The 25614-nt window shown below is 64.5% G+C and carries 21 protein-coding genes; 14 read left to right on the plus strand and 7 right to left on the minus strand.

Features of this window, described 5'->3' with window-relative positions; genetic code table 11:
- Positions 1–297 precede the first annotated feature (297 nt).
- From ACKWRH_RS14165 to ACKWRH_RS14175, 3 genes are read left to right on the plus strand one after another with little or no spacing between them, the layout of a single operon-like run.
- Positions 298–1476: a polysaccharide biosynthesis/export family protein gene (locus ACKWRH_RS14165; RefSeq protein ID WP_445221046.1), complete on the plus strand. Its 1179-nt coding sequence runs from the start codon at positions 298–300 to the stop codon at positions 1474–1476.
- A gap of 59 nt (positions 1477–1535) precedes the next feature.
- On the plus strand, positions 1536–2054 hold the full coding sequence (locus ACKWRH_RS14170; RefSeq protein ID WP_445221047.1) for a hypothetical protein: 519 nt from the start codon (positions 1536–1538) through the stop codon (positions 2052–2054).
- Entirely contained in the window at positions 2054–2908 is an 855-nt protein-coding gene (locus ACKWRH_RS14175; RefSeq protein WP_445221048.1) for a lytic transglycosylase domain-containing protein, read from the plus strand. The genes ACKWRH_RS14170 and ACKWRH_RS14175 overlap by 1 nt, the downstream gene beginning before the upstream one ends.
- A gap of 48 nt (positions 2909–2956) precedes the next feature.
- Here the strand turns inward: ACKWRH_RS14175 and ACKWRH_RS14180 are convergent, their stop codons facing one another.
- Together ACKWRH_RS14180 and ACKWRH_RS14185 are read right to left on the minus strand one after the other, a co-directional pair.
- Positions 2957–3220: a FecR/PupR family sigma factor regulator gene (locus ACKWRH_RS14180; RefSeq protein WP_248882181.1), complete on the minus strand. Its 264-nt coding sequence runs from the start codon at positions 3218–3220 to the stop codon at positions 2957–2959.
- Positions 3171–3830: an RNA polymerase sigma factor gene (locus ACKWRH_RS14185; RefSeq protein WP_445221049.1), complete on the minus strand. Its 660-nt coding sequence runs from the start codon at positions 3828–3830 to the stop codon at positions 3171–3173. Before ACKWRH_RS14185 ends, ACKWRH_RS14180 begins: the two co-directional genes overlap by 50 nt.
- 309 nt (positions 3831–4139) lie before the next feature.
- On the opposite strand from ACKWRH_RS14185, the gene ACKWRH_RS14190 reads away from it, so the two are divergent.
- The 9 genes from ACKWRH_RS14190 (at position 4140) to ACKWRH_RS14230 (ending at position 14796) form a co-directional block, all read left to right on the plus strand.
- Positions 4140–5933: a ShlB/FhaC/HecB family hemolysin secretion/activation protein gene (locus ACKWRH_RS14190; RefSeq protein ID WP_445221050.1), complete on the plus strand. Its 1794-nt coding sequence runs from the start codon at positions 4140–4142 to the stop codon at positions 5931–5933.
- On the plus strand, positions 5934–7874 hold the full coding sequence (locus ACKWRH_RS14195) for a DUF2341 domain-containing protein (RefSeq protein ID WP_445221051.1): 1941 nt from the start codon (positions 5934–5936) through the stop codon (positions 7872–7874).
- Positions 7875–7878: 4 nt separating this feature from the next.
- Positions 7879–8283 (plus strand): ExbD/TolR family protein, encoded by a 405-nt coding sequence (locus tag ACKWRH_RS14200; RefSeq protein WP_027534659.1) that lies wholly within the window; start codon positions 7879–7881, stop codon positions 8281–8283.
- Positions 8284–8292: 9 nt separating this feature from the next.
- On the plus strand, positions 8293–9012 hold the full coding sequence (locus ACKWRH_RS14205) for an energy transducer TonB (RefSeq protein WP_445221052.1): 720 nt from the start codon (positions 8293–8295) through the stop codon (positions 9010–9012).
- A 52-nt stretch (positions 9013–9064) separates the two neighbouring features.
- Positions 9065–10888, plus strand: a complete 1824-nt coding sequence (locus tag ACKWRH_RS14210; protein WP_445221053.1) for a putative porin — start codon at positions 9065–9067, stop codon at positions 10886–10888.
- 2 nt (positions 10889–10890) lie between these two features.
- Positions 10891–11484 carry a hypothetical protein gene (locus ACKWRH_RS14215; RefSeq protein WP_445221054.1) on the plus strand — a complete coding sequence of 198 codons (594 nt, stop codon included), beginning with the start codon at positions 10891–10893 and terminating at the stop codon, positions 11482–11484.
- Positions 11481–12509: a peptidylprolyl isomerase gene (locus ACKWRH_RS14220; protein WP_445221055.1), complete on the plus strand. Its 1029-nt coding sequence runs from the start codon at positions 11481–11483 to the stop codon at positions 12507–12509. The genes ACKWRH_RS14215 and ACKWRH_RS14220 overlap by 4 nt, the downstream gene beginning before the upstream one ends.
- 208 nt (positions 12510–12717) lie before the next feature.
- Positions 12718–14169, plus strand: coding sequence for an undecaprenyl-phosphate glucose phosphotransferase (locus ACKWRH_RS14225; protein ID WP_445221056.1), 1452 nt, complete (start codon positions 12718–12720; stop codon positions 14167–14169).
- 264 nt (positions 14170–14433) lie between these two features.
- Positions 14434–14796, plus strand: coding sequence for a helix-turn-helix domain-containing protein (locus ACKWRH_RS14230; RefSeq protein WP_445221057.1), 363 nt, complete (start codon positions 14434–14436; stop codon positions 14794–14796).
- Positions 14797–14837: 41 nt separating this feature from the next.
- Here ACKWRH_RS14230 and fcl read toward each other — a convergent pair whose 3' ends face one another.
- The 3 genes from fcl to ACKWRH_RS14245 all read right to left on the minus strand — a co-directional run bounded on the left by fcl (position 14838) and on the right by ACKWRH_RS14245 (position 19254).
- Positions 14838–15815, minus strand: a complete 978-nt coding sequence (gene fcl / locus ACKWRH_RS14235) for a GDP-L-fucose synthase (protein ID WP_445221058.1) — start codon at positions 15813–15815, stop codon at positions 14838–14840.
- Entirely contained in the window at positions 15796–16866 is a 1071-nt protein-coding gene (gene gmd, locus ACKWRH_RS14240; protein WP_445221059.1) for a GDP-mannose 4,6-dehydratase, read from the minus strand. Before gmd ends, fcl begins: the two co-directional genes overlap by 20 nt.
- A 69-nt stretch (positions 16867–16935) precedes the next feature.
- On the minus strand, positions 16936–19254 hold the full coding sequence (locus tag ACKWRH_RS14245; RefSeq protein WP_445221060.1) for a polysaccharide biosynthesis tyrosine autokinase: 2319 nt from the start codon (positions 19252–19254) through the stop codon (positions 16936–16938).
- A gap of 912 nt (positions 19255–20166) precedes the next feature.
- Between ACKWRH_RS14245 and ACKWRH_RS14250 the strand changes: the two genes are divergently transcribed.
- The gene (locus ACKWRH_RS14250) at positions 20167–21621 is read left to right on the plus strand and encodes a sensor histidine kinase (protein ID WP_445221061.1); all 1455 of its coding nucleotides are present in this window, start codon (positions 20167–20169) and stop codon (positions 21619–21621) included.
- Positions 21618–24605: a bifunctional [glutamine synthetase] adenylyltransferase/[glutamine synthetase]-adenylyl-L-tyrosine phosphorylase gene (locus ACKWRH_RS14255; protein WP_445221062.1), complete on the plus strand. Its 2988-nt coding sequence runs from the start codon at positions 21618–21620 to the stop codon at positions 24603–24605. The genes ACKWRH_RS14250 and ACKWRH_RS14255 overlap by 4 nt, the downstream gene beginning before the upstream one ends.
- Here the strand turns inward: ACKWRH_RS14255 and ACKWRH_RS14260 are convergent.
- Together ACKWRH_RS14260 and fdhD are read right to left on the minus strand one after the other, a co-directional pair.
- A complete protein-coding gene (locus tag ACKWRH_RS14260) occupies positions 24562–24795 on the minus strand; it encodes a formate dehydrogenase subunit delta (protein ID WP_014496689.1) in 234 nt (77 codons plus the stop codon). The genes ACKWRH_RS14255 and ACKWRH_RS14260 overlap by 44 nt on opposite strands.
- Complete coding sequence (fdhD, locus tag ACKWRH_RS14265; protein WP_445221063.1) at positions 24785–25612, minus strand: formate dehydrogenase accessory sulfurtransferase FdhD; 828 nt, start codon at positions 25610–25612, stop codon at positions 24785–24787. The genes ACKWRH_RS14260 and fdhD overlap by 11 nt, the downstream gene beginning before the upstream one ends.
- Positions 25613–25614 lie beyond the last annotated feature (2 nt).

Consider the following 25614-nt stretch of genomic DNA (forward strand, 5'->3'; position numbering starts at 1 on the left):
ATGCACCCGAGCGACAGCTGCGGGGCGTTGACACGTTCGGTCGACCGATTTCGTCGGGTTCATCGGCCGCGCGCGAAACGCGCGGCGGCGTCCGCGGGATTTGTGGCCCGGAAGTCTCGTCGGTGCCGTGCGCGTTTTCGCAGATGCGTTGCGCCGAGCGTCTACTCAGCAGGAACCGCACATCACCTGCGCCGGCGGCGCGGGAGGCATGCTCCGCCGCGAGGCGTCCCGCAAGCCGGTCCAGGTGTGCGTCAGCTTGGTGTGAAACGAACGGTCATGCGATTTTGGAAGTTCTTGTTGATCGCATGCTGCCTGATCTCGTCGGCCGCGCTCGGCGGCTGTGGGTTCATTCCGATGTCGGGGCCGGCAAGTCTCGACATCAGGAACGAGAACACGACGGCGCTGCCGTTCGCCGTCGTCAAGCTCAATCCCGAGGTGCTGCAGGTGCTCGAGAAATTCGAGCCAAACGGACTATCCGGAAATCTCGCGGACACGCGTCCGCCGTCGAGCATCAAGTTCGGCATAGGCGACGTCATCAGCGTCACGATCTTCGAGGCCGCGGCGGGCGGGCTCTACGTGCCGCTGGAAGCCGGCGTACGCCCGGGTAATTTCGTGAATCTGCCCGATCAGGCCGTCGACAACGACGGGAACATCACGGTGCCCTATGCCGGCCGGATCCGCGCCGCGGGCCGCACCAATGTGCAGGTTCAGGAGGACATTCTTGCGCAGATCAAGAAACGTGCGATCGATCCGCAGGTCGTGGTGACGTCCAGCCAGCAGCGCTCCTCGCTCGTCAGCGTGTTCGGCGAGGTCAGGACGCCGGTGCGATTCCCCATGCCGTCGGCTGGCGCGCAGGACCGCATCACCGACGCGATCACGCGCGCGGGCGGCATCAGCGGCGCCGGCTGGGAGACGTGGGTCGTGCTGGAGCGCGGTGGAAAGCGCGCCACGGTACCGTTCGGCAATCTGGTCTATTTCCCGGCGAGCAACGTCTTCGTGCAGCCTGGAGACCGCCTTTATCTCTACCGTGAGCCGATGAAATTCATCGCGTTCGGCGCCACCGGCCAGCAGGGCGAGTTCAATTTCGATGCCTGGCGTATCAACCTGACGCAGGCGGTCGCGAAGGCGCGCGGCCTGCTCGATCTCCAGGCCGATCCGGCATCGGTCTTCCTCTATCGCCGTGAGCCGCGCGAGGTGGCGCAGCGCCTGGGCGTCGACTGCTCCAGGTTCGACGGCGATTCCGTGCCGATCGTCTTCAACGTCAACTTCCAGGATCCGGCCGGATATTTCATCGCCACCAAGCTATCGATGCGTCCGTTCGACGTGCTCTACGCCGCCAACGCTGCGCAAGTGGATGTCACGAAGGTTCTGACCTTCATCAACACGGCGCTCGTGACCGCAGAGAGCGGAGTGAGCCTGGTCAACAACATCCGCTTCCCGGGGCCGACATCCTCGACGACCACCGTCTTGCAGTGAAGCCGGTCGGGCATTCTGATGATGGAGGCGGAGGAGGCGCCTTGACGGCGGGGCCGCAAATGTTACTCATCGTGCAGGATACGATCCGACGATATCGAATTATGTTAATGCTCGCCCGCGGCCCGGCCAACGAACCTGCCGGCTGGTGGAGGAACAGGGCTATGAGCCGAGTTTTGTATTGGTCCGGGCGGACGGGGGGCCGCGCTGTCGCGGCCGGTCTCGTCGCGCTCGCGGCGGCTGGAGGTGCGGGGGCCCAATCAGCCAATCCGGGCAATCCGCCGGTAGAGCGGCAGGGCACAATCATCGGCGGGCAGGCGACGAAGCCCACATACGAGCGCTGCGTCGATGTGCAGATCGGAAACGAGAGCGCGTTCGGTTGCATCAATCAGCAGCTCAAACGCGAGGTCAACAAGGTCAATCCTTCGCTCAACCTGCCACCGGTCGACGCGCGCTCGTCCGACGTGCGTGTCGGCAACCCGAACGAGGCGGCCGTTCGCCAGCAATATGGCTCAAATTACGGTCGTTCGGCCGTTCCCTTTCGGCCATCCGCTCCCACCCTCGTGCCGCCGCACCGCTGATGCCTGGATCTCCCTCACATCTGCAAGCCAGTCGAAGCATACGCCGGTCGTGGCGGGTCGCAGCGCTGTGCCTGCTGATCGTCGCGAGCGGCGAGGGGCGCGCCCAGGAGCACAAGGACGGCAGTCAGGCCGAAATCGGCCACGTCGCGGCTTCCGTGGACGACGCGGATGATGGCGCAGTGGAGCCTTTGGCGCTGGAGCCGTTTGCACCGCGCCCGCTTACCGCCGCCGATTTTCCTCCCGCAAATCCGCTGCTTGCCAATTTCACGTACCGCACGAGCGCCATGTTCGGCCGCGACTGGCGCGCCGGCCGTGCCGAGTACCGGCAACTGGTCGAGCGCGAAGCGTCGGCTTTCGGCCTGCCGCCCGCGCTGGTCGATGCGGTGATGGCGGTCGAGAGCCGGTACAATCCCGCCGTGGTCGGCATGGACGGCGAAGTCGGGTTGATGCAGGTGATGCTGCCGACTGCGCGAATGATGGGTTTTGCCGGGACGCCGGCGGAGCTGGCTTCGCCCGAGGTCAACGTGCACTACGGCGTTCGCTATCTCGCCGGTGCCTGGCGCCGGGCCAACGGCGATCTCTGCACCGCCACGATGAAGTATCGCGCCGGCCATGGCGAAACGCGATTCTCGTATCTGTCGGTCGAGTATTGCACACGCGTCCGTGCGCATCTGGTGGCCAACGGCGTCGCCGTCGCCGGCTCCGTTCCACAACCGACGTTCGGACGGACTTCGGCGGGCGGCGCGCCCGCACGTGGTCGCGTCCTGACGGGAGGGAGCGCGATCAATTTCGCTGCTCTGAACACGCGCCTGCGCAGCGTAGCCGACCGCAAGACGCCGTCTGATTTGCATTGACAGGTTGCAGGAGCAGGACCCTGCGGCTCGCAGGTCGGGCCTGAGGCATCAGCTGCGTGCTTTGCCCTTCGGTGCGCGCCGCCGCCGGCTTGCCGGCGCGGGACGGCCGGTCGCAAGCGCCTGGCCGATGGCGCGCCAGCACTTTACCGCATCGCGGAAAGCATTTTCATGCGCGGCACTTCGCCCGCGCCAGTCCATGAGCTGTTCGGCATCTGCAAGCGTCGCCTCGCCCGACTTGAGGCGCATGATCCATGAAAGAGCTTCACGGATTAAGGGATCCAAGTGATCGACCTGATGGCTTCGCTTCGTCACGATCCAGCGCTTTCCCGCACACGCCGGCCGTGAGCGGATGCTCGCGATCGGCATATCTATGTACGTAAGACGAAGCTGGACGCTGAAAACCGAATTTGGTCCGCACGGGACGTTTGAGACGATCAGCGCAATGCTCGACCGCCTGCTTGAGGTCGGTCTCGACAGTGCGGACGGTGACGCCGAGAAGGGCGGCGATCTCTCGGTTCGGCATGCCGTCGATGCGCGAGAGCATCAGCACGCGTCGGCGGCGCTCGGGAAGCTCGGCGATTGCATGCCTGAGCAGATTGACCTCGGAGCGATCCTCGATCACGCGCGCGGCGTCGGGCCGGTCGTCGGGAATTTCGAGCAGGGCATCGACCTCGTCGACAGTGAGGCGGCGCTTCTCGGCACGGCGGCGGTCCGCAGCGATATTGAGCGCGATGCGGAATAGATAGGCCTTCGGGCTGCGCACCGGCCCAAGCTCGCGCATGCCTTCGAGACGGAGGTAGGTTTCGTTGAGCGCTTCGGAAGCAAGGTCCGAGGAGCCCAGTCGGCGCGTCAACCTGCGATCGAAGTCGACATACTCTGCGAGCAGAAGCGTCCGCAAGCTGCTGATGCTGTCGATGGTCATGCTACGCCCCACTTCACTCAGTCCCCAATTTGTGGCCGGACGGTAGTTAGGCCGCACAACGATAATGTGACGAACTGTTATCGAGTAACAGGCATCGAGTGATGGTGACGTTATGTTGCGTGAAATCATCACACGAGCGATCGAGTGGCGTCGCGAGCATCGTAAAAAAGTTTTCGCTGCGCCTGCGCACGCAACGTCTATCGGATAAGGCCCTCGCAGACCGGCGCGTCTCGGTCGGTTTCGGGCTGTCCGAAGGACGCTGCGGTCGCCGAAGGGCGTCCGCAATGCGAGCATGATATCGAGGCTGAGGTGAATTCGCGTCGTCTGTATCATAATGGCGCGCGCCGTCATGCGCCGCTGCCGCTGCGCGCTGTGCGGAGTGGCCGGTCTGATGCGGCATGTGCCTCGCGTCTCGCCATCTGCGGCCTGATCATCTGCGCGATCTGCACGAAGCCGGCCGCGGCGAAATCGGAGGCCGACGCGAGCAGGCCGGCTGCGGCGAAGCCTGCTGCCGCCGCGCCCGCCAGTGCGAAGCCCGGCACGAGTGGGGCGGAGGCGGCCAAGCCGGCAGCACCGGAAACCCGTTTCGATATCGACGAGTATCGTGTCGAGGGTGCGGACAATCTGCCGCAGATCGAGATCGAGGCTGCGGTCTATCCCTTCCTCGGTCCGGACAGGAGCTCGCAGGATGTCGAGAAGGCCCGCGCCGCGGTGGAGAAGGCCTATCACGACAAGGGCCTTCTGACCGTCAGCGTGGCCGTGCCGCAGCAGGATGCGCAACGCGGTTTCGTCGTGCTCAAGGTCACCGAGAACCGGGTCGGACGCCTCCGCGTCAAGGGCTCGCGTTATTTCGACCTCGACAACGTCAAGAGCGCCGCGCCGTCGCTCAAGGAAGGAACGTTGCCGAATTTTCAGGACGTGACGAAGGACATCGTCGCGCTGAACCGCTGGCCCGACCGGCGCGTCACGCCGGCGCTGCGAGCAGGCGTCGCGCCTGGCACCGTCGACGTCGATCTCAACATCGAGGACACGCTTCCGCTCCACGGCAGCATCGAGCTGAACAACAAGCAAAGCCCGAGCACCACGCCGCTGCGCACCAGCATCTCGATGCGCTACGACAATCTCTGGCAGCTCGGTCACTCCATGACCTGGACGTACCAGGTCTCGCCGATGAACCCGAAGGACGCCATGGTCGTGTCGGGTTCGTACCTGGCGCGGACCGAAATCGACTGGCTCAGCGTCCTCGTCTATGGCCTGACCTCGGACAGCTCGGTGGCGACCGTCGGCGGCTCGAACGTTGTTGGTCCCGGTCAGGTGGTCGGTGGGCGTGCGGTGCTGACGCTGCCGTCCAGAGGCGAACTGTTCCATACGCTGTCGCTCGGGGTCGACTACAAGGATTTCAAGCAGTCGCTCAAGCTCGGCTCCGATGCCTTCGACTCGCCCGTAACCTATGTGCCGCTCGTCGGCACCTATGGCGCAACCTGGCAGGGCGAAGGGCGGCTCACGCAGCTCAACGCAACGATCACGGCTAACTTGCGCGGCATCGGCTCCAGCCGTGACGAGTTCGACGCCAAGCGCTTCGACGCGACCGCGAGCTTCATCACGCTGCATGCCGACATCTCGCACACTCAGGATTTCGCCGGCGGGTTCCAGCTCTACGCGAAACTGCAGGGACAGGCGGCGGATCAGCCGCTGGTGTCCAGCGAGCAATTCAGCCTCGGCGGACAGGACACGGTGCGCGGCTATCTCGAATCCGAGGTGATCGGCGACTACGGCGTCGCCGGCACGCTGGAGCTGCGCACGCCCAATCTCGCACAATATCTCGAGCAGAAGCTGCCCAATCCGATCGGCGAAGCCATCAAGTACAACGCCTTCGACGAGGTACGCTTCTTCACGTTCGTCGACGGCGGCAACGTCAGGATCCATGAGCCGCTGGTCGATCAGCAGTCGCATTTCGACCTCGCAAGCTACGGCGTCGGGATGCGCATGAAGAGCCTGCGTTATCTCAACAGCATCGTTTTCGTCGGCATGCCGCTGACCAGCCAGCAGGTCACGGTCGCCAGTCATCCACGGTTCAGCTTTCGGGTCTGGGGAGAATTCTAGATGTCGCTCCTTCGCTTTGGATCACGCCCCGGACTTCGCCTGAGCGCGCCGGTGATGCTCGCGTTCGTCTTCCTCGCCGCATTGTGGCCGTCGCCCGCGGCGGCGTGGTGGAACGATCAGTGGACGCTGCGCAAGAAGATCACCATCGACACCGGTCCGTCCGGCGCAGGGATCAGCGATGCCATCGGCACCACGCCGATTCTCGTGCGTCTGCATGTCGGCAATTTTCGCTTCGGTGGGGCGAAGGAGGACGGCGGCGACCTTCGCTTCGTTGCCGGCGACGACAAGACGCCGCTCAAGCACCATGTCGAGAAATACGACTCGCTGCTCGGCGAAGCGCTGGTCTGGGTCGGCGTTCCCGACCTGAAGCCGGGTACGAAGAACGACATCTGGCTCTACTACGGAAACCAGAAGGCGCCGACCGCGGTCGACGCGAAGGGCACCTACGATCCCGACACCCTGCTGGTCTATCATTTCAACGACCGCTCGACGCCGGCGCAGGACATCACCGCCTGGGCGAACACCGCCCAGAACGCGGTCCCGGCCGCCGACGGCGCCATCATCGGGCAAGGCGCGCGCCTCGACGGGCAGACTGCGCTTACGCTTCCCGGCTCACCCTCGCTCGTGACCGCGGAAGGCGGCGAGCTGAGCTGGTCACTTTGGATCAAGATGACTGCGCCGCAGCCGGGGGCAGTGTTGTTCTCTCGTAACGAGGGCGCGAACGGGCTGACGGTTGGGTTGGACAACGGTGTGGCGTTCGTGGAGGTCACGAGCGGCGGCAATACGCAGCGTACTGCCGGCGGGACGGCGATCGCGGCCGGGACCTGGCACCAGGTCGCATTCACGGCGAAGGGCGCCCAGACCATCCTTTACGTCGACGGCAACCAGGTCGCGACGCTTGCTGCGGCCCTGCCCACCATGACCGCCGTGGCGCAACTCGGTCGCGCCGCTACCGCGGCAGCTCCCGCCGCGGATGCAGTCGCGCCCGCAGCCGACGCGGCTCAGGCGACGCCGCCCGCGGCCGCGCCTTCTGGCTCTGCCGCCGGCTTTGCCGGTGACGTCGACGAGCTTGCGATCGCGAAGGTCGCGCGTTCGGCCGGTTTCATCAAGCTGTCGGCGGTCGGGCAGGGGCCCGACCAGGCGAAGCTGATCTCCTTCAGCGTCGACGAGGAGAACGCGGGCTGGTTCAGCGGCGGCTATTTCGGCGTGATCCTGCGCTCGGTGACGCTGGACGGCTGGGTCGTCATCGGCCTGCTCGGGATCATGGCGTTGATCAGCTGGTACGTCATGGTCGATCGCATCTCGTATCTGAACCGCGTCTCTGCCGGCAACACGATCTTCCTCAAGCATTTTCGCGAGACCTCGACCGATATCGGCGGGCTGCTCCAGCTCGACAGCCAAGAGAATGATCCCAGCTTCGGCGGCGAGCTCGGCAAGAAGCAGCGCAAGGTGGTCCATGCCGCGCCGCTCTACCGCCTGTTCGCGGCCGGTGCGCAGGAGATCCGGCGCCGCTTTGCTGGCGGCGGTTACCGCCGGCTGTCGCCGCAGGCAATCCAGTCGATCCGCGCCGTGCTCGACAGCGGCTACGTGCGGGAGAGCCAGCGCCTCAATCGTCTGATGGTGATGCTGACCATCGCGATCTCGGGCGGTCCGTTCCTCGGCCTGCTCGGCACGGTGGTCGGCGTCATGATCACCTTCGCGGCGATCGCGGCCAGCGGCGACGTCAACGTCAATGCGATTGCGCCGGGTATCGCGGCCGCGCTGGTCGCCACCGTCGCAGGCCTCGGCGTCGCGATCCCCTCGCTGTTTGCCTACAACTACCTGACGATCCGCATCAAGGATGTCAGCAGCGAGATGCAGGTCTTCGTCGATGAGTTCATCACGCGGATCGCGGAGTCCTACGAATTGCCGGAAGAGCCGGTGAAGCAGGCGGCGGAGTGAGCCCATGCAAGTCCAGTCCGAAAGCAAGCCGTACGACGACATCAACATCACGCCGATGCTCGATCTCGCCTACGTGCTTCTGGTGATCTTCATCATCATGACCACGGCGACCGTGCAGGGCATGAAGGTGAACCTGCCGAAGGCGAGCGCGGCGCCGAGCCTCGCACAGCAGACCACCAAGGCGATCACGGTCGCCAACGACGGCAAGCTGTTCCTCGACACCATTCCCGTGACGCTGCCCGAGCTCGAGCAGCGCCTGGTGCAGCAGCGCGCGCTGACGCCGGAGTTTCCGATCGTCGTGCGCGGCGACAGCCAGACCCAGTACCAGAACGTCGTCGACGTGCTCGATCTGCTCGGCCGCCTCAACTTCACCCAGGTCGGCATGGCGACCAAGCCGTCGGCGCGATGAGACGGGACGATGGCGTGGGGCGACGACAGCAACGACGACGACGGCCCGCCGGCTTGGCGGCGCTATCTGCTGCTCGGCGGCTCGGCGCTGGTCGTGATCGCATTGGTGGTCGGAATCGTCATCATGGTGATGAGTGGCGACAAGGATCCGCCACGCAAGGTGAACGAGCTTCAGGTGACGATGGTGCTTCCACCGCCGCCGCCTCCGCCACCACCGCCGCCTCCGCCCGAGCAGCAGCCGGAGCAGCAGCCCGAGCAAAAGGTGATGGAGCAGACGCCGGTCAAGGATGTGGTCGAGGAGAAGCCGGTCGACATTCCAAAGGACGCGCCGCCCGATGCCGGACCGGATCCGACGCCGGGGCCGCCGGATCTCGGTCTCGGCACCGGGCCGGGCAGCGGCGGCTTTGCGCAGGGCAAGGGGCGCGGGGGTGGCGGAGGCGGCGGCAACAGCCGCTTCGGCTGGTACGCGAGCATGCTGCAGTCGCAGATCGACGCGGGACTGCAGGCGAATGAAAAATCTCGCGACGCCGCGTTCCGAACCGTCGCCAGGGTGTGGCTCGACAGTTCGGGCCGGGTCAGTCGCGTGCAGTTGTCGCCATTGACGGGCGACAGTGCGCTCGACGTGGCGATCCGTGACCAGGTGGTCGGCAACCTGCGCGCACGCGAGCCGCCGCCGAAGGACATGCCGATGCCGATGATCATCCGCCTCACGGGCCAGAACCGGGGGTGAGTGCGGTGAGACGAGTGACAGTGACTGAGTTGAGAGCAGAAGAGGTGATGTCATGTGGCGTGAAATGAAGACGCGAGAACTGGCAGCGACGGCAGCGGTGCTGCTTGCGCTCGCAGTCCCCGCCGCGGCGCAGGACGACGGGATGCCGCAGGGCAAACGTCCGACCGTCTCGCGCGACGCGCCGCCTTCATCGAACGCAACGGTCAACCTGATCAATCTGCTCGTGAAGCAGGGAACGCTGAGCGAGGAACAGGCCGCGGTCCTGGTCAAGCAGGCCGACGACGAAGCTTATGTCGCCCGGCAGGCGACGCGCGATGCCGCGGCCAAGGCGGAAGGCGCGGAGAAGAAGGCGACCAGCGCCGCCGATGCGACGTCACCGCCCGGCACCAAGCGCGTCACCTACGTGCCCGAGATCGTCAAGAAGCAGCTGCGCGAGGAGATCAGGGCCGAGGTGATGGACCGCGCCCACAAGGAGAATTGGGCGTCGCCTGGCAAGTATCCGGAATGGGCGCAGCGGATCAGGTTCTACGGCGACGTCCGCACACGGTATGAGGGGGTCCACTATCCGGCCGGCAACTATAACCTCTTCGAGAACTTCAACGCCATCAACACCGGCAATCCGTTTCTTGAAGATAACACCAACGCGTTCAATCAGTTTTTCTACCCGACTTACAACGCCTCGCAGGATCGCAACCGGTTTCGCTTTCGCGCCCGGCTCGGTGCCGATGTCGATCTGTTTGACGGCTTCACTGCGGGCTTGAGAATTTCCACCGGCGACAACAATTCTCCCGTTTCCACCAATCAGACATTTGGCGGCAACGGTGGCAATTTCTCGAAATACGCGCTCTGGCTTGACCGCGCTTTCATCAAGTACCAGCCGATGCAGGATCTCGTCGCCTCGGTCGGCCGGTTCGACAACCCGTTTTGGTCACCGACGGACCTGGTCTGGTACAGGGATCTCGGCTTCGACGGTTTCGCCATCCAGGCCAAGCAGGAAATCGCCGAAGGATTCACGCCCTTCTTCGCCGGCGGTGCATTCCCCGTATTCAACACCGACCTGAACGCGGGCCTCAACACGGCCGATCTGGCGGGCCCGGTCAAGCTCGCCAGCCGGGACAGATGGCTGTTCGGTGCGCAAGGCGGCTTCGGCGCGCGGATCGATCCCGACACGACGCTCACTCTGGCGGTCGCCTACTATGACTTCGCTAATTTGCGCGGCAAGCTGTCGAGCCCCTGCGTGGTCTATACCGCCAGCGATGTATGCGACACTGATCTGCTTCGTCCGTTGTTTGCGCAAAAGGGCAACACCTATATGCGGTTGCGCAACGTCCCCGTCGTCCTGCCGACCCTCGCGTTCCCCAGCGGATCGCTGGACTATCAATACTATGGTCTGGCCAGCGACTTCCGGCCGGTCGTCGCGAGCGCCCAGCTTGATCTCGCGCAGTTCAATCCGGTTCACGTCATCCTCGACGCCGAGTACGTCTGGAACACGGCATTCGATCGCAGCGCCGTCGCCGCTGTCGCCGTGTTTCCGAACAACTTCGCAGGGACGACGGACGGCAGCCCGAGCCCCTACAACGGCGGCAACCAGGGATGGCTTGCGCGCATGACCGTCGGCAACAAGGAGATCAAGCATCTCTGGGACTGGAACGCGCATGTCGGCTACAAATATCTAGAGTCCGACGCGATGGTGGATGCGTTCGTCGATTCCGACTTCGGCCTCGGCGGCACCAATCTCAAGGGCTATTTCATCGGCGGCAATGTCGGCCTCGGCGAGAACATCTGGGGCTCGGTGCGCTGGATGAGCGCGAACAACATCGCCGGCCTGCCGTACAAGGTCGACATCGTCCAGCTCGATCTCAACGCGAGGTTCTGATCATGAGGCTGTTACGTCTCACATCCGTTGCTGCATTGGCGCTGATGGTCGCCTCGGCCGCCCATGCCGACCAGGAAAGCGATCGCTTGCGCGAGGCGCTGCGCAGCGCCACCGCGCAGGCCCGCGCCGCCGAGGATCAGCGCGCCGCGGTCCAGGCCAAGCTGACTTCGGCCGAGCAGGAGCGCGACCGCCTGCGTAAGCAGATCGAGGGCTATCGCGCCCAGGTCAAGGAGGCCGAGCAGGCCTATCGCCAGGCGGTGAAGGACTTCAACGAGCGGATCGCCGAGCGCGACGATTCCCTGGAAAAATGGAAGGCCGCTTATGGCGAAGCAGCGAGCGTGGCACGCACCAAGGATGCGGAGCGCTCCAAGTTCGAGGGCGAGGCGACGACGTGGAAGGCGAGCGCCAAGGCCTGCGAGGCCAAGAATGTCCGTCTCGTCAGGATCGCCGACGATACCGTCAAGCAATACGAGAAGATGGATCCGCTGGAGAAGGTGATCCACCACGATCCCGTGATCGGGTTCAAGCGGGTCGAGCACCAGAACGCCGCCCAGGATCTTCGCGATCAGATCATCGAACAGAAGGCCAAGCCATGACCCGGAACGTTTTCAAGCTCGTGCTGCTCGCCGGTGCGCTCCACGCCGCGGCGTCATCGCCGGCACTCGCGCAAACGCGCAATCCGCCCCAGCCCGCAGCGCCGCGCGCAACGCCTGCGCCGGCCACTCCGGCGGCGGCGCAGCCAGTTCATGCGGCGCAGGACAATGCGGCCGTGAAGGGCAGCGAGATCATCGCCCGGGTCGGCGACAGCGACGTCACCGCGGAAGAAGTGCGCGCCACCATCCAGCTTCTCGATGCCCGCCAGCAGGCTGCGATGGCGCGTGATCCGGCGCTGCTGAGCCAGACGGTGCGCGCGATCCTCGCCAACCGCCTGGTGCTCAAGGAGGCCGCGGCCAAGAAGTGGGACCAGCAGCCGGCCGTCGTGACGCAGCTTGCGCGCGCACGCGACACCTTGATTGTCGAGAGCTACCTGCAATCGGTCACGGCGCTCGGCGACAGCTATCCGGGCGAGGCCGACATCAAGAGCGTCTACGAGGCGAACGCCAGCGCGTTCCTCGTTCCCCGCCGCTTCCGTCTGGCCCAGATCGTGGTCAACCTCGCCAAGGACGCCGACAGGGCCGCTGAGGACACCGCGCGCAAGAAGCTCGATGACATCGTGCGGAAGATCAAGCAGCCCGGCGCGGAGTTTGGTCCGATCGCGAAGGCATCCTCCGACGATGCGGCAACCGCGGGGCGAGAAGGGGAGATCGGCTGGGTCGCCGAGCCCGATATGCGCAGCGAGATCCGTGGGCAGGTCACCGGCCTGCCGAAGTCGGGCATTGCCGATCCGATCCGGCTCGAGGACGGCTGGCACGTCCTGAAGCTGCTCGACACCGAGGCGTCGCATACGCGGCCGCTGGCGGACGTGCGGGACGCCCTCGTGCAGCGGATGCGGGCCGAGCGCATCGAGGCCAACCGCCGCGCCTATGTGGCGGAGCTGCTGAAGCAGACCCCGCCCGTGGTCAACGAGATCGCGCTGTCCAGGCTGATCGAGCCCAAACCTGACGCTGCGCCGTCGCGCTAGTCGAACAATAACCTCAAGCGCGATGACGATTCAGCCTGATCTCATCGCGCTTGAGCACGCGGCGGATTGCAGATTCATGTCAATCGGATGACGAGGCGAAGGCGCCGTCATCCATGAATGATGCATTGGTTAATCGACCGTAAAAGTATCATAATTATGGTACAATGCTCGTGGTATCGGGATCGCGAACCGACCCCGGGGGCGAATTGTGACCGATCTGACCAATGCGGGTGAGCCGATATCGGCGTTCGAAGGCCGATCGCGGGTCCGTCTGGCGATCCCGTTCAGCTTCATCGAGCCCTTGTTCGCGGCCGTCGACTGCTCGATCATCGTCGCAGCGGGCGCCATCGGCGGCATTGCCTATCAGCGCGCGCTTGGAGGCACCGCCGACGGCTCCTTCTATGCCGGGCTCGGTCTGGTGGCGAGTTTCGCCTATGTCCTGGTCGCGCATTTCCTCGGTCTCTACCGGTTGAACCAGCTGCTGGACGACGAACTCGACGGCGGACGGGTCCTGGCCGGCTGGTGTCTCGCTGCTCTTGTCCTCGCGGTCGTGCTGTTTCTGTTCAAATCCGGCGGCGACGCATCGCGTGGCTCGGTCGTCTGCCTCTTCGCGATCGGCGGCGCCGGCCTTCTCGTCGCGCGCTGGCTGGGGAAACGACGCCTTCGCTCGGCGCTTGTCGCCGGCACGATCCGCGGCCGGCGTGTGGTGGTGATCGGAACGCAAGGCGAGCTGGCCCAGTTCGGGAGGAGCGAGCTGCTCGCCAGATTTGGCCTGCACGAGGTCGAGCGCATCATTTTGCCGAGGGACGAAGCGCCAAAACTCGCTGCTCCGGGGAGGCACGAAGACGAGCTGATGAAGCGCATACGGGAGGCCGCTGCCGAGGAGATCGTGCTGGCGCTGTCCTGGTCCGGTCCCCGGGACATTGAGGCCTTGCTCGACCGGTTGCGGGTCATTCCGCTTCCGGTGCGCCTGTTGCCCGATCGCGCGGTGTCGACCGTGCTGCGCCACCAGACGTCGATGCCTCAACGGCTCTACATGGTGGAGGTGCAGCCGGCGCCGCTGTCGGTTCTCGATCGCCTGACCAAGCGGCTGCTCGACATCATCGTGGCGGCGACGTCGCTGGTCGTGCTGTCCCCCGTACTGATCCTCGTCGCAGTCGCGATCAAGCTGGAGTCGAACGGACCGGTGATCTTCCGGCAGCGCCGCCATGGCTTCAACGGCAAGCCGTTCGTGATCTACAAGCTGCGCAGCATGAGCGTCCAGGAGGACGGCGGCACGGTCGTGCAGGCGACGAAGCAGGATCCGCGCGTGACCCGGGTCGGACGCCTGATCCGCCAGACCAGCATCGACGAACTGCCGCAACTCCTCAACGTGATCCAGGGCCATATGTCGATCGTCGGGCCGCGCCCGCACGCGCTGGTGCACGACTACGAGTACGGCAGCATGATCGCGAACTACGCGTTCCGCCATCACGTCAAGCCGGGTATTACCGGCTGGGCGCAGGTTCAAGGCTATCGCGGGGGCACGCCGCGGCTCGAGCTGATGGAACGGAGGGTTGCACTCGACTTATGGTATATTGATAATTGGAGCCTGATATTGGATATTCATATCATGCTGAAGACGGCATTCGAATTGATCCGGCCGCGTAACGCATATTGACCAGAAATTCCCGGCCGCAATCGCCTCGAAGCGGTGTCGTCGCAAAAGTTAACATTGGTACATTTGGGAATGACCTGTTCGATGGTGCGACCGGTTGGAGCGTGGGACCGCACTTTATGACGTCTTGTCGCATCGGCGGACGCATGCACTGACGGGTCTGCCGGCCGATAGCCGGTCCAGGATTTCTCGCCGGCCTATTGAAAACGTTCACGATTCGCGCTTACTAAGTCCGGACTGGCAAGATTCTGGCCGGAGAGGACCACGATGGTTGGCAAGAGGCATGCCTCGGAGGAGATTTCGGCCAAGCTGGCGCAAGCCAACGAACTTGCGGCCAAGGGAAAGACCCAGCGGGAAATATCGAAGGCGCTTGGCGTCAGCATCATGACCTACCACCGCTGGAAGAAGATGCCCGACTCGTCCGAGCCGGTTGGTGGTCGGCGCGGCGAGGCCGATGGCCGGCCGCTCGGTTCGGCCGACGCCAGCAGTGTGGACACAATCAAGCGGCTAGAGCTCGAGAACGCGCAATTGCGACGTCTTGTGACCGACATGCTGCTGGAAAAGCTGAAATACGAAGAGGAACTTCGGGCGCGTCAGGGAACGCGCTTGCGGCGCCCCGACAGCGGCTAGCGCCAGAACCGGCCTTTCGGCTGCCCTATAATCCTACTCGTCTAGCGCAAGACCTCAGACAGCTGGCGTATCGTGGCTGGATGGCTCGATAGGAACGCCTCGTATGCGCGCCTCACACCATCCTCGAGCGAGGTCGTGGCGCGCCAGCCGAGCTTGGCGAGACGACTGACGTCCAGCAATTTGCGCGGTGTGCCGTCGGGACGCGATGTGTCGAAACCGATCTCGCCGCCGTAGCCGACGATGTCGGCCACGACGCGCGCGAACTCGGCGATGGTGATGTCCTCGCCGGTGCCGATGTTGACCAGCTCCGCGCTCGAATAGGTCTTCATCAGGTGCACGCAGGCATCCGCCATGTCGTCGACATAGAGGAACTCGCGCCGCGGCGTGCCGGTGCCCCACACGATGACGCTCTTTGCTCCCGAAACCTTCGCCTCGTGGAAGCGGCGGATCAGGGCGGCGACGACGTGGCTCAATTCAGGGTGATAATTATCGCCGGGGCCGTACAGATTGGTCGGCATCACGCTGATGAAGTCGCTGCCATACTGGCTGCGATAGGCCTCCGCCATCTTGATGCCGGCGATCTTGGCGATCGCATAGGGCTCGTTGGTCGGCTCCAGCGGACCTGATAGCACCGAATCCTCGCGCAACGGCTGCGGCGCCAGCTTCGGATAGATGCAGGACGAGCCCAGAAACATCAGCTTCTCGGCGCCGTTCTGATGCGCGGCCTGGATCACGTTCGCGGCAATCGCGATGTTGTCGTAGATGAACTCGGCGCGCAGCGTGTCGTTGGCGACGATGCCGCCGACCTTGGCCGCGGCGAGGAAGATCACTTGCGGCCGCGTTTTCGCGAACCAGTCGAACACGGCGGCCTGGTTGCAGAGATCGACCTCGCGCCGGTCGACGGTGACGAGCCGCACGTCCTCCCGCGCCAGCCGGCGCAGCAGCGCGGCGCCGACCATGCCGCGATGGCCGGCGACATAGACGCTCTTGCCCCTCAGCTCAAACGGTGCGTTTGCCACTGGCCGCATCCCGTTTTGCCTCCGCCAGATCGCTTGCCATCATCTCCTCGACGAGCTGGGCGAAGCTGCGCTTCGGCGTCCAGCCGAGCACCTCGCGCGCCTTGCTGGCGTCGCCGACGAGGAGATCGACCTCGGTCGGACGGAAATAGGTCGGATCGATCTTCACCACAATCTTGCCGCTCGTCTCATCGACGCCGGTTTCCTCGACGCCCTTGCCGCGCCAGGCGATGCGGCGGCCGACATGGGCAAAGGACAGCTCGACCATCTCGCGCACCGAGCGCATCTCGCCGGTGGCGAGCACGAAGTCATCGGGCTTGTCGGCCTGCAGGATCCTGTGCATGCCCTCGACATAGTCCTTCGCATGGCCCCAGTCGCGCTTGGCTTCGAGATTGCCGAGATAGAGCGTCTGTTCCAGCCCGACCTCGATACGCGCGACGCCGCGGGTGATCTTGCGGGTCACAAAGGTCTCGCCGCGGATCGGGCTCTCATGGTTGAACAGGATGCCGTTGCTGGCGAACATGCCGTAGGCTTCGCGGTAGTTCACCGTGATCCAGTAGCCGTAGAGTTTTGCAACGCCGTAGGGCGAGCGCGGATAGAACGGCGTCGTCTCCTTCTGCGGGATCTCCTGCACCAGGCCGTAGAGCTCGGAGGTCGAGGCCTGGTAGAACCGCGTCTCCTTCTCCATGCCGAGGATGCGGATCGCTTCCAACAGGCGCAGCACGCCGATGGCGTCGGCGTTGGCGGTGTATTCCGGGCTCTCGAAGCTGACGGCGACGTGGCTCTGGGCGGCGAGATTGTAGATCTCGGTCGGCCGGATCTGCTGCACCAGGCGGATCAGATTGGTCGAATCCGTCATGTCGCCATAGTGCATCAGGAACGGCACGTTGCCGACATGCGGGTCCTGGTAGAGGTGATCGACGCGCGCCGTGTTGAACGAGGACGAACGCCGCTTGATGCCGTGCACGACATAGCCGAGCGACAGCAAATATTCGGCGAGATAGGCGCCGTCCTGACCGGTCACGCCGGTGATGAGAGCGATCCGCTTGCTCATCCGAGGGCTCGCACCCGCCGAAGCGGGGATCCGGCGCGGCGCCCTCTCGGCATCAATTCAACGGCACCTCTAGCTGCCACTTCTGTAGTATCCATTCTGATAAACACCCGGCTGCTCAAATTTTTCGAGAACCCTCAGATCGGCCTTGTTCAGCACCACGCCAAGCAGGCGATCGTGAAGGTCCGGCTCGGCCAGCAGATGGCGCCGCACCGCCTTGATCCTGGTGCTTCCCCATTCTACCACGAACACGAAGGAGTCGATCACCGGGACGATCGCACGCACGTCGACGACGGGTGCGATCGGCGGAAGGTCGACGATAACATAATCATAGCTTTCGCGCAGTCGATCAAGCAGGGTTCGAAATCCCTGCGACGCCAGCACCTCGTCGGAATGGACCGGAGCTTCGGTCAGCAGCAGAGGCAGCAGCGCCAGTCCCGTGGCGGCGTCTCGGCCCGTGGCCTGTGCGAGATCGATCTTGCCGCTCAGCACCTCCAGCCATCCGGCTGACGGCCGTGGCGTGAGCGAGCGGGCAAGCGTAGGATTGCGCAGGTCCGCGTCGATCAGGATCACGCGTCGACCGGCATCGGCCAACAACGACGCAAGGTTCGAGGCAACAGTGGACTTGCCTTCGCCCGCGACGGTCGAGGTGATGCCGATCAGCCTGTTCTCGCGGATGGTGGATTCCAGCCACGCTCTCATCTTGATTGCGCGAAACGCTTCGGTGAAGACCGAGATCGGATCGTCGACTGCGCGTCGCTTCAACGGATCGATGAATGCGTAATGGGGTGTATCCGCCGCCACGTTCTCCACGGTTTGCGGCGGCGGAGCCAGTCGACCGGCCTCTGCATCGAATCCGGTCGCGATCGATCGCGGAGGCGACGATGCTCGAGGTGCCTGTCCGGCCGCTAGCGGAATCACCGAAAGACAACGGACGCCCAATTCCTGTTCGGCCTGCGATCCCGTACGGAAGACGCCGTCGACCGCCTCGCGCCAGGCTGCAATTCCAAAGCTCGCCATCAGCCCCATCGTGAGCGCGATGGCAAGGACGAATGACGCCACCGGCTTGCTTTTCTTCTTCGGCGCGACGGCTGGACTGATCACGCGTGCATCGGTGATCGGAAACGACTGCTGCTGTATCGCCTCCATATAACGCTGCAGGAAAGTGTCGTAGAGCGTGTGATAGACCTTGGCGGAGCTTTCGAGCTCGGCCAATCCAAGCCGATCGCGGTTGGTGAGCTGGCCTTCGGATACCAGGCCGGCCAGCGACCGCTCCAGACTCTCTTCGCGCGTCTTGGCGATCTCGTAATCGCTCTTGTAGCTGCCAGCGATCCGTCCGAGCTCCCCGCGGATGTTTCGGCGCGTTTCCTCCATCTGGTCGCGCAGGTTGATCGCGGCCGCATGGTCCGCACCATATCTCGTCGAGATGTTGGCCTCGCGCGCAGACAGGTCGACATACTGATTGCGAAGCCGCGTAATGACCTCGTTTTTCAGGATATCTGCGACGGCGCCCTCGCTGACGTCCATTTTTCGGACTTGCTCGATCCGGTCGAGCCGGGCTTTGGCCTCGCTGGTGACGCCGCGCGCGGCGGCGAGCTGGCTGTTCAGTTCGAACAGCTGTTGTTCGCCGATGAGCCGGCTCGCGCTGCCGGCCGATACGTTCGGTCCGCCGAGGTCGACAATGTTGTTCTTTTCCTTGAACTCCAGGACGGCGCGATCGGCTGTCGCCGCCTTCGACTTCAGCTCGTTGATCCGGTCCTGGAGCCAGGCGCCTGCGCGGGTGACCGTTTGGTATTTTGCGCCGAGCTGGTCGTCGATATAGGCTTCCGCGATCGCGTTGGTGACCTTGGCCGCGGTCTCGGGGCTACGCGACGTGTATGAGATGTTCAGCGCATAAGTCTTGTCGCCCCGCGTGATGGAGCGATGAGCCAGAAACTCATCGAGCGCCCTCTGCTCACGATCTTCCACCGTGTCGGAGGAGGTGACGTTCGGACGCGAGAACAGGCTCCAGCCACCAGCGAATTCCGGATCGTCGGCGAGCTTGAGGCTCCTTACAACGTCGAGTCCCAGCTTGCGCGAAGCGAGAATTTCGACCTGGGAGCCCACCTGAAGCGTGTCGAGCGGAATATCTCCCTGCGGCTGCAATTGGTTCTGCAGGACCCGCAGCGTGCTGCTGTCGATCAAAAGCGTAGCGGTCGCGGTGTATTGCGAGGGAGTGAGCAGCAGATAGAGCAGGCCGATGGCCATTGCCACGGCAGGCACGATGAGAATGACCCGATACTGTCGCCGGGCCAGTCCGGACAGTTGGTCGATCAAGGCCGACATCGAGGACGAAGCTTCTTCCCGCCCACCGCTATAGTTGACGCGGGTTCTGTGCAACGGCATGTCCATCGTCGATCACATCCTCGGCGGGCGGGCGGTTGTCGGAGCAAAAAGGTGCGACCACGACCGCAGGGAAATTCCACCTGACCGGGACATCTCACCCTGTCTGGTCCCAAGGGCAGCGGGAGAGGCATTGATCGTCGCATAACTCTACCAGCTAGGAGTATCTCGACTCATGGTCTTGCCATGACCGAGCCCGGCCCGCCGAGTTGTGACGCCAGCCCCCGTAACGTTGATGGCTTTCTCTAGCGAACAAATAATACACATTTGCAACAGTTTGATATGAACTGATGTAGGTGAGTCGTTCGATATGTTATGTGTTATCGCGGCGGACGACGCCGGATGTCACGCGCCGTCCTTTCGCGTCGGCGTGTCGAGGAAATGATGCGTCGGCCGGGGCGGGTGCCGTTCCGTGATCTCGCAAGGTTCAGTGGCTTGCGGTCCAAGCCTCACGTCTTGCCGGGCCGCGTCTCGACGCGCGTCTCGACGCCATCGCACTTCAGGATGACTTTGTTGTTCGCGGGCATGGTTGGGCGCGCTGCTCAACGTCGGTGCGTCGCAGCCGCGCTATCACGTTCGCCGGTCCTGGCGAACGCCATTTGCCCCCCGTTTGCCGTCAAGGTCAGCGAAGCGGAAGGCCACACCCGATCGCCGCTCCCGCCCACGACCAGATGGCCCCGCCGTCCGCATGAACGCCAGCTTGCTGGGATTTAACTTGGTTCGAATGGATTGCCACTTTAACGTTCCGATTCCGCCGACCAGATAATTCGGAAGAGAGTGGTGCCAACTTGCCGCTTTTTCGCCAGAGGCGGCCGGGAGTCAGACGGCATAAGAAGCGGTAACTGCTTGAATCAAAAGGAAAATATGAGAAGGCGATGGCCAGTGATAGCACGCGCAGCGCTCTGATTGGGTACCTGATCCGTGACGGCATTCGGTAAACTCGTCCGCACCACGGCATTCCGGCTGACGCTGGTCTATCTGCTGCTGTTCGCGATGTTCGCGGCCTCGCTGCTCGGCTATTTCGCCTGGAATACGCGGCGGCTGATCACTGAAGAAATTACGCAGACGGTAAATTCCGAGACCTCGGAGATCAACGAGATCTACGGCCGTCGTGGCATGTACGGCCTCGTGCGGACGATCGAGTATCGCGCGCTGCGTCCGGGCGCCAACCTCTATCTCGTGACCACGCCGACCGGGCAGGCGGTCGCCGGCAATGTCGGCTCGCTGGCGCCCGGAGTGATGGCGACGCGCGGCTGGTCCGAGACCGCCTACCGGCGGATCGAGGATGCCGATGACCGCGACCATCGCGCGCTCGTGCGCGTCACCGAGCTGGAGAACGGCTTCCGGCTGTTGATCGGCCGCGATCTCGCCGAGCGACGGCGCTTGTTCGGTATCGTGGCCAAGGCGGCGCAATGGTCGGTCCTGATCGTCGTCGTGCTCGGCCTCGGCGGCGGCATCTTCGTCGCGCGCAGGGTATTGAGGCGCATCGACGCGATGACCGGCACCGCGCAGCGCATCATGACCGGTGATCTCAGCGGGCGCCTGCCGGTGGGGCGCAGCGGCGACGAACTCGATCGTCTTGCGGAAAACCTCAATGCCATGCTGGAGCGGATCGAGGCGCTGATGGCGGGGCTGAAGGAGGTCTCCGACAACATCGCCCACGACCTCAAGACTCCACTGACGCGTCTGCGCAACCGCGCCGAGGAGGCGCTGGCGAAATCGGGGAGCGAGACCGATTACCGAGCGGCGCTGGAGCGGACCATCGAGGAATCCGACGGCTTGATCCGCACCTTCAATGCGCTGTTGATGATCGCGCGCGCCGAGTCCGGCCAGGCGCGCGGCAACATGGATGATTTCGACGCCGCCGACGTCGCGGGCGGCATTCACGAACTCTACGAGCCGCTGGCCGAGGACGACGGCATGACCTTGAAGGTCAGGTGCGAGCCCACGCCGGTTCACGCCAACCGCGAATTGATCAGCCAGGCGCTCGCCAATTTGGTCGAGAACGCGATCAAGTACGGCAAGCCGGTCGCGCAGACCGGTGGAACCGTGGTCAGTATGGACTCTAGGCAGATCATCATCGAGGCGAGGCGCGAGGGCGACCAGGTGCTGCTCAGCGTCACCGATCGTGGCCCTGGTATCCCCGAAGCCGACCGCAAGCATGTCGTCGAGCGATTCGTGCGGCTTGAAGCCAGCCGCACGCTGCCGGGCTCCGGCCTCGGTCTCAGCCTTGCCGCCGCGGTTGCGACATTGCATGGCGGAGAATTGCGGCTGGGTGATGCCCAGCCTGGTCTCGTCGCCACGCTGGTGCTCCCGGCGCGTGCCGGCGACAGGGTTGCTCCGCCAATGCAGGATGTGCCACAGAAGGTGGCATGAACCACTCCGCGCCGGGAAACGCGGACAAGCATGGAGAGGGCCTCGCCGCGCGCTTCGCGGAGGCTCCCCATATTGCCGCTTCCACAACTGATGAACGACGTCTTGAAAACTGGCTGGCCGAGCTTGAGCCGGCTCAATCAGCCCGTCTCGAAGCCCTGCTGGTCCATCCCTTCGCGCGGGATATTTTGGCCGGCATTGCCGAATTCTCGCCCTATCTGTTTGATCTCGTCCGCGCCGACGCGCCGCGCCTGATCCGGCTGCTCGAATGCGATCCGGACGCGCATCTGGCCGCGCTCATCGCGGAGGCGAGGGACGCGGTCCTCGCGGCGACCGACGAAGCCGAGGTGATGCGGCGGCTTCGCAGGATGAAGGCGGAAGCAGCACTTCTCACCGCGCTGTGCGATATCGGTGGCGTCTGGCCGGTGATGCGGGTGACGGCGGCGCTGACCGATGTCGCGGTATCCTCGGTGCAGGCGGCGCTCGAGTATCAGCTGCGGCAGGAAGCCGCACGTGGAAAGATCCTGCCGCCCAATCCCGAAGCTCCGGAAGAGGGCAGCGGCCTGATCGTGCTCGCGATGGGCAAGATGGGGGCGGGCGAGCTGAACTATTCCAGCGATATCGACCTCATCGTGTTCTTCGATCCTGATGCCACGACGCTCGCGCCCGACATCGAGCCACAGCCGTTCTTCGTGCGGGTGACGCAGGGCATGGCGCGCATTCTCCAGCAGCGTACCTATGACGGCTACGTCTTCCGCGTCGACCTGCGCCTGCGTCCCGATCCGTCCTCGACGCAAGTGGCGATTTCGCGAGACGCCGCGCTGAACTATTACGAGCGGGAAGGGCGCACCTGGGAGCGTGCCGCGATGATCAAGGCGCGCGCCTGTGCCGGCGATGCCAAAGCGGGCGAGGCGCTGCTCGCCGAAATCGCGCCCTTCGTCTGGCGCAAGCATCTCGACTTCGCCGCGCTTGCCGACGTCCACGACATGAAGCGGCAGATGCAGACCTATCGCGGCCAGAGCGAGATCGCGGTCGAGGGGCACAACGTCAAGGTCGGGCGTGGTGGCATTCGCGAGATCGAGTTTTTCGCGCAAACGCAGCAGCTGATCGCCGGCGGTCGCCATCCGGAGTTGCGGGTGCGGCCGACGCTCGCTGCACTCGATATTCTCGCCTCCAGCAACTGGATCACCTCTGCCGCGCGTGACGAGTTGACCATTGCGTATGAATTCCTGCGCCGCGTCGAGCACCGCCTCCAGATGATCGCCGACGAGCAGACCCATGCGCTGCCGGAAGACAAGGAGGCGGTCGAGCGCTTTGCGCGCTTCTTCGGCTATCCGGATCGCGAAGCCTTTGCGCGCGATCTGTTGCGGCAGCTCCAGATCGTGCAGGGACACTACGAAAAACTGTTCGAGGGCGATGACCCGACCGGCACGGCAGAACTGCCGGCGCTCGACTACGGTGCAGGTCCTGACGATCCGCGCCTGCTGCAATATTTGACGACGCTCGGCTTCAAGAAGCCGGCTGCACTCGCGCAGACCATACGCGACTGGATCACCGGCGACTACCGCGTGTTCCGCAACGACCAGACACGAAGCGCTTTCGTCGAGTTCGTGCCGGCCCTGATCGACGGCCTCGCGCGGGCCGAGGAGCCGGATCGCGCTGTCGTGGCGTTCGATCAGTTCCTTGGGGCACTCCAGCTTGGCGGCCGGCTGATCACGCTGCTCGGCCAGAACCGCGATCTCGTCGCGCTCGTGGCGCTGGTGCTGGGCGCGGCGCCGCGGCTCGGCGAGATGCTGGCGCGGAAGCCGCAGCTCATGGACGGCCTGATCGATCCCAGATTCTTCGGCGCGATGCCGGACAAGCAGGAATTGTCGGCGCGATTGGCCGCGACGGTGCGCGACGCCGACTCCTATGAGGAGTTTCTCGACCGTCTCCGCTTGTTCGGGCAGGAGAGCCTGTTCCTGATCGGCACGCGCATTCTCTCCGGTACCGTCTCGGCGCAGCAGGCCAGCACGGCTTTCGCCGATGTCGCCGAAGGCACTGTCCACACCGTGCATGATCTTGTCGCCGAACGCTTCGCCGCCCAACACGGACGTATCAAGGATCAGGAGACCGCGATCGTCGCGATGGGCCGGCTCGGCAGCCGCGAGATGACGGCATCGTCCGATCTCGATCTGATCCTGCTGTACGATTTCGACAGCGACAATCCGGACTCCGACGGGCCAAAATCGCTTCAGGGCGCACACTACTTCGCGCGCTTCACCCAGCGCCTGATCAGCGCCTTCACCACGCGCACCAATTACGGCGTGCTCTACGAGATCGACATGCGGCTGCGCCCGTCGGGACGCGCCGGTCCGGTGGCATCGAGCCTCGTCTCATTCGCGGACTATCAGGCCAACGAGGCCTGGACCTGGGAGCACATGGCCCTGACCCGCGCCCGCGTGGTGTCGGCCTCGGACGAATTCCGCGGGCGGATCGAGCGCATCATCCGCGATGTCCTGACCCGCCGCCGTGATCGGGCGACCATTGCCAACGACGTCGCCGACATGCGGCGAGCCATCGCGCAGGAGAAGGGCGAGAGCGACCATTGGGATCTCAAATACGCCGCCGGCGGCATGGTCGATATCGACTTCATCGCGCAATATCTCCAGCTCGTGCACGCCCATGACAAGCCTGAAATTCTCGACGTCAGCACCCTTCAGGTTCTGGACAACGCCGCCAAGCTCGGCGTGCTCCCGCAATCGGAGGCGGAGATCCTGCGCGCGGCGGCGCGGCTCTATCACGACTTGACGCAGATTCTGCGGCTCTGCGTCAGCGACCGCTTCAAGCCCGATACCGCCGGCACTGACCTTCAGCGCGTGATGGCGCGCGCCGGCGATGCGCCCGACTTCTCGTCGCTGGAGGCACGCGTGAAGGAAACGCAGAGCGAGGTGAGGCGCGTATTTACGGCGCTGCTGGAAGGGACGTCGTCTGCTTCAGCGAGGTGAGCGCCTCGCGCACGTTCGGCTCCAGGCCTGCGCCGCCCGCGTCGAGATGGGCGAAGATCGCCCGCTTCATCCGGGGATCCCAGAACTTCTTGATGTGATCGGCGATCCCCGGCACGGCCTTGTCGTGGCCCTGACTGCGGAAGAACGTGCCGATCTGGTTGGCCATGTAGATCAAGCGGTCAGGCGACATCGGCAACCTCCGTGGCATGGCGGGCGACAACCCGGCCGCCATGCGAAAACACCTCGAACCCGTCCTGGCGGGCAATGGCGATCAATGTGATGCCGGCGGCTTCCGCCGTGCGCACCGCGAGCGCGGTCGGGGCAGAGACGGCGACCATCACCGGCGCGCCGATCGCGGCGGTCTTCTGCACCATCTCGACCGAGACGCGGCTGGTCAGCAGCACCATGCCGCCGCTCGCACCCGTGCGGCTGCGCGCCAGTGAACCGGCCAGCTTGTCGAGCGCGTTGTGGCGGCCGACGTCCTCGCGCAGCGCGATGATGCCGCCGGCAGGCGACCAGAACGCGGCGGCGTGGACGGCGCGGGTTTGCAAATTGATCGATTGCAGCGGCGCGATGGCCTGCATCGCCGTCATGATCTGCTCAGGCGTGAACGTCTGTCCCTGCGGGACGACGGCCGCAGGCCGCACGGCCTCGGCAATTGAATCGATGCCACAAATGCCGCAGCCGGTCGGGCCGGCAATGTGTCGCCGCCGCTCGCTGATGCGCGCGGCAACTTCCGGCGCCAGCCACATGCGCAGCTCGATGCCGTCGTCGAGGCGGACCACCTCGAGCGACTTGACGTCGTCGACCGACTTGATGATGCCTTCGTCCAGGCTGAAGCCGACCGCAAAATCTTCGAGGTTCTGCGGCGTCCCCATCATGACGGCATAGGTGCCGCCATTATAGGTCAGCGCCAGCGGCGTCTCCTCCGGGATCAGCCGCGCGCCTTCGGACGCGACACCGTCGCGCCAGATCTCGCGGTCGATGGCCTGGACCGGCACGTGCATGC

This window comes from Bradyrhizobium sp. Pa8 (assembly GCF_052588265.1).